This window comes from Bacillus solitudinis, assembly GCF_002797395.1.
Taxonomy (GTDB): Bacteria; Bacillota; Bacilli; order Bacillales; family Bacillaceae_D; genus Halalkalibacter_A; species Halalkalibacter_A solitudinis.
The window spans coordinates 1-4,684 of sequence record NZ_NJAX01000038.1; the positions used below are offsets into that span (position 1 = coordinate 1).

The 4,684-nt window shown below is 37.2% G+C and carries 3 protein-coding genes, 5 tRNA genes and 1 rRNA gene; 7 read left to right on the forward strand and 2 right to left on the reverse strand.

Going from position 1 to position 4,684, the window contains the following annotated elements; all coding sequences use genetic code 11:
• From rrf to CEF19_RS22970, 6 genes are all read left to right on the forward strand, one after another.
• Positions 1–107 (forward strand): 5S ribosomal RNA (gene rrf, locus CEF19_RS22940); the annotation flags it as partial.
• 344 nt (positions 108–451) lie between these two features.
• Positions 452–538: transfer RNA gene (locus CEF19_RS22950), tRNA-Leu, on the forward strand.
• 10 nt (positions 539–548) lie between these two features.
• Positions 549–625, forward strand: a tRNA-Arg gene (locus CEF19_RS22955).
• Between the two features lie 16 nt (positions 626–641).
• Positions 642–718 (forward strand) — tRNA-Pro (locus CEF19_RS22960).
• A gap of 11 nt (positions 719–729) precedes the next feature.
• Positions 730–799 (forward strand) — tRNA-Gly (locus CEF19_RS22965).
• A gap of 101 nt (positions 800–900) precedes the next feature.
• Positions 901–974, forward strand: a tRNA-Met gene (locus CEF19_RS22970).
• A 259-nt stretch (positions 975–1,233) separates the two neighbouring features.
• Here CEF19_RS22970 and CEF19_RS22975 read toward each other — a convergent pair.
• Together CEF19_RS22975 and CEF19_RS22980 are read right to left on the reverse strand one after the other, a co-directional pair.
• Positions 1,234–1,896, reverse strand: coding sequence for a MerR family transcriptional regulator (locus tag CEF19_RS22975; protein ID WP_100408490.1), 663 nt, complete (start codon positions 1,894–1,896; stop codon positions 1,234–1,236).
• A gap of 215 nt (positions 1,897–2,111) precedes the next feature.
• The gene (locus CEF19_RS22980) at positions 2,112–2,870 is read right to left on the reverse strand and encodes a helix-turn-helix domain-containing protein (protein ID WP_100408491.1); all 759 of its coding nucleotides are present in this window, start codon (positions 2,868–2,870) and stop codon (positions 2,112–2,114) included.
• An 804-nt stretch (positions 2,871–3,674) separates the two neighbouring features.
• Between CEF19_RS22980 and CEF19_RS22985 the strand changes: the two genes are divergently transcribed.
• Positions 3,675–4,229 carry a recombinase family protein gene (locus tag CEF19_RS22985; protein ID WP_100408492.1) on the forward strand — a complete coding sequence of 185 codons (555 nt, stop codon included), beginning with the start codon at positions 3,675–3,677 and terminating at the stop codon, positions 4,227–4,229.
• Positions 4,230–4,684: the final 455 nt, after the last annotated feature.

The following is a 4,684-nucleotide window of genomic DNA, read 5'->3' on the forward strand; positions in this document are numbered from 1 at the left end:
GATAGCGAAGAGGTCACACCCGTTCCCATGCCGAACACGGTCGTTAAGCTCTTCAGCGCCAATGGTAGTTGGGGGCTTCCCCCTGCGAGAGTAGGACGTCGCCATACCATACACAGTAATAGGGCTAACTAGGTTAGCCCTATTTTTTTCATGGTTGGGGTTATCAGCAGTTCATCCCCGATCGGATCATATATGTTGTGCGGTGTAGCTTACAGCTGGCTAGATCGTATGGTTCTTAACCCGTGAGACCACCATTTTAAATAGTATAGATTTTCTATGGAGGGGTAGCGAAGTGGTTAAACGCGGCGGACTGTAAATCCGCTCCTTTCGGGTTCGGCGGTTCGAATCTCGTCTTCCGCTTATCTTTTATTAAGGCGGTATAGCCAAGTGGTAAGGCGGGTCTGCAAAACCCTTACCACCGGTTCAAATCCAGGGGCCGCCCACTAACTATGCCGGGTGGTGGAATTTGCAGACAACAGGACTTAAAATCCTGCGGTAGGTGACTATCGTGCCGGTTCAAGTCCGGCCCTCGGTACCACTTTGATATTGCGCCCTTAGCTCAGCTGGATAGAGTGTTTGACTTCGAATCAAAAAGTCGGGAGTTCGAATCTCTCAGGGCGCACCATATTTTTTTGTAATTACGGGAAGTGGCTCAGTTTGGTAGAGCACCTGGTTTGGGACTAGGGGGTCGCAGGTTCAAATCCTGTCTTCCCGACCATCATCAATGATGCGGGTGTAGTTTAGTGGTAAAACCTCAGCCTTCCAAGCTGATGTCGGGAGTTCGATTCTCATCACCGCTTCACAAAAAGGGCGGCCTATAGCTCAGTTGGTTAGAGCGCACGCCTGATAAGCGTGAGGTCAGGGGTTCGATCCTTACCCATAATAATCTCAATATAACGACGCGGGGTGGAGCAGTCTGGTAGCTCGTCGGGCTCATAACCCGAAGGTCATAGGTTCAAATCCTATCCCCGCAATATCTATTTGGCTCAGTAGAGCAACTTACTGTTTAATCAGAGGGTCGATGATTCGGCGTCCTCTTACTGTACTATCCCGCTGGATAGTGCCCCATCCTCTTAAGCTGTCGATCGGAGTTCAAATCCTCTAGGGTACGCTATATTAATTTGGAACTTTATTGTGACGAACTTATTTTACATAATAAAAAAGACCAACAAAAAATTGGTCCCCTTCGAATATAAAAGTTTTAGATAAGTTATTTGTTTACATTCTATATCATCATTTCCCAAACAACCTCCCTAAAAGTCCTTTCTTTTGTTCCTTTTTCATCTCTTGTAATAAACGCATATTTTCCATTAGAACTTCATCTCTTCTTTTCATTTCACTTTCATAGCGTTTCTCCATCTCTCTCAAAGCTCCTGAAACATCTTCTAATTGTTCCGAAGTAGCTAATGTGTTTTTCTGTATTAATTCTTTTTGATCTTCTGAACTACTAGCTATCTCCTTACAAACCTCTTCGATTATATCTTTTCTCACTTCTTGACGAATCTCTTCCCTTAATTCTTTTATTAATGATCCTTTGAATTCTTCGAACCCAGACATCATCTCTTTAATACTTTGGAGTGTTTCTACAGCTTCCGATTGTTTCATTTGAGGAACATAAGGTTGCGGAATTAACGATATAGAATCTACACCTTTTACTTTGCCTTTTTTCTCTAACAATTCTCTAATTACATCTTTTGAAAGCTTCCTATCCCTCATTATCTTTATATGTTTTAATGTTTCAATTTCAAAATCAGTATAATATCGAGCTCCTTTCGAATCCCTAGGAATCTCAATTATCCCTTTAAAATCACTTTCCCACTGTCTTAATGTCCCCACTGGTACACCTATCATTTCTGATACTTCTTTGATCATATAAGCTTCCAGAAATTCATTCAATTCACACCCTCCTTTTATAAATTTTAACCCCTTTGATAGTTTCGAGGTAGGCCTTTGAACCCTTATTACTCCAGGTACGATATGTCATCTTTTAAACAAAGCAAATAAACTTTGTCTATTTTAACTATACAATTTAGACCCCTCATTATCCTTCAAATAGTGTTCCGAAATTATATATTTAAAAATAAACAAGGTAAATAAGCTTTTATTATTTTTTAAGAAAAGGCTTGTCCATTAAATAACCAACCTGGGCTAGGTACATCCGCATTATTTAGTTTTTGTCTGTGTAGATCTAAACGTTTATGATAAGCCTTTTTAGCTTTATGATAAGCCTTTTTATCTTCTGCAGATATTGTTTTATCAATATAAGACGACAAAAAGGAAATCCCTTTACCATTTTTCTTTAATGCATCTGAGACTTTAAGAGACACATAATCAACAATTTTATCGAATGATGGATATATAATATATTTTTCTTGTTTTAGGTATGTATTGGTAGGAACTTTTTTTACATCTGTAACACTTGATTCCCTTAGAGTTTCGTCTTTTTCTACTTTATCAACTACTTCTTCATTTATTTTTAAAATGGATGCGATTTGTTTATAATTAGTATGCTCTTTGAAGATGATTACGGGGGTCTTAACGCCGTTTGAATGAGGATTTTCCCGATACCCTACATACACTAGACCACTATCTTTTAATAGCTTCACAGCTCGATCCACAGTCGGTAAAGAAACACCTACCTTCTCTGCAAGTGTTTGACGTCCGTTAAAGCTGAAACCACGATCAGTCGCCTTGTAAGTTATCTCGTCAATAACAGCGGCAACCTTCTTTGCTTTACGGTAAGAACGGCCCAGTACGTGGGCAATACTGTCTAATAAACTGTATTTAATATTTTGACGTTCTCTTATATAATCTGATGCCTTTTCTAAATTAAGTAATACGTTAAAATATTCATTTGCAATAACTTTCATTTTCATCGTCTCCTTTTTTCCGGAGAACAAAAAAGCATATCCCATCAACCTTAAAATAGAGGTTAAATAGGATATGCTTTAAATATTCCAAAACAACACTATTGAAATCCAATAGAATGCACGTTAGAATAGACATATCTAAATAACCTGTTGTTTGGGAACAGGCTGAAGTCATTTCCGTTAAAGCGTTGGCGCGCCTTAACATCCGGGAAATGGCTTTTTTATTGTCCGAACTGTTAAATTACTGATTATTTTACCATTCCTTGCCGACAGATGGTAGATTAAATTGCCAATTCAATCATATCTCTTGCTTTTAACTACCTTCTAACCGTAAATCAATAAACTTTCCAAGTTGTACATACCACTTTTCACCCGTTCAGAATAACTATAAATTCAATCTTATATCCATCATATTCACGGCCTTATCTAAATAAGAGCAAAAGCTTGTTCAATGAATTATCTCGAATTACAAAAAACTAAGTAACGCCCTTCCGATGATTTTAATCATACCGGAACCGTTGTCGAGATAATATATCAATTTATTCTCCTAAACAAAATTCATATCACCCCCCCTTGAAATAACCCAATCAATCATTGTTTGATAACGCTCATCCTTTTATCGTTTTATTGTTTTCGGTTAATAACCTAATGAACCGGTCATATTATCCCTTGGCGATCCGACTTTTACAGACTAACGGTGTCATAACTTTAAATTATTGAAACCTCCCTTCTAGAGTGATATTGTCAGTAGATACAAAAGGGTCACCACTTAGGGTCATAAATAAATGAGCAAAGAGGATAAATATGAAATACGGCTATGCGCGAGTTAGTACAGTTAATCAAGATTTAGAGATACAAACACAAGCACTAAAAAAGGAAAATTGTGAGGTTATCTTTTCAGAGAAGTTTACCGGAACGAAATCAGACCGGCCTAAGTTTATAGAGCTTCTTTCTAAACTAGAAGTAGGCGATACTTTAGTAGTAACTAAGTTAGATCGTTTCGCTCGCTCAACAGTAGACGCAATAACCACAGTTAAACAGCTTTTTGAAAAGGGAGTTAAAGTACACGTCCTTAACATGGGGTTAGTTGAAGACACGCCAACAGGTAGACTAATCTTTAATATTATGAGTTCTTTCGCGGAATTTGAGCGTGACATGATTGTAGAGAGAACGCAAGAAGGAAAGGTTATTGCAAAGCAGCGAGAGGACTTCCGAGAAGGAAGACCAAACAAATATAACAAGAAGCAGATTGAGCACGCGCTAGGATTGTTAGTAACAAATTCATATAAGCAAGTAGAAGAGATCACAGGCATTAGTAAAAGTACGCTAATACGAGCGAAAAGAAAGCAGGCAAAATAATATGTGATAAATAAGAAGGGACAACAATGCTACTAACTGAATATTTCTTGTGCCGGCAGGTTGTCTTTAATAATAGAAAAACGCTTAAATTGTCCCTTATTAATATGGAAGAAAATTTAACTAACTTATAATTTATTGTTGTTATCTAAAAGAAGGTATGATAGATTATTAAAGCTCACTAAAAAAACGCCCTTAAAAATAGTTGCGCAGAATAATTATATATGATATATTATTACCTGTCGCTAATAACGATAGAAAACGAATCGATAGCGCGTTAAAAATATTATCAAAAAAATAGTTGCACGGAATTACTTTTTGTGTTACAATATTATTTGTCGCTGATAAACAGTGATGAAACGAGTTCTTTGAAAACTGAACAAAAGCCAAGCGAAAAAATAGAGATTGTTTTATTTCGATAAATCAAATCTCGTCAATTTATTATGTAATATCGTTAG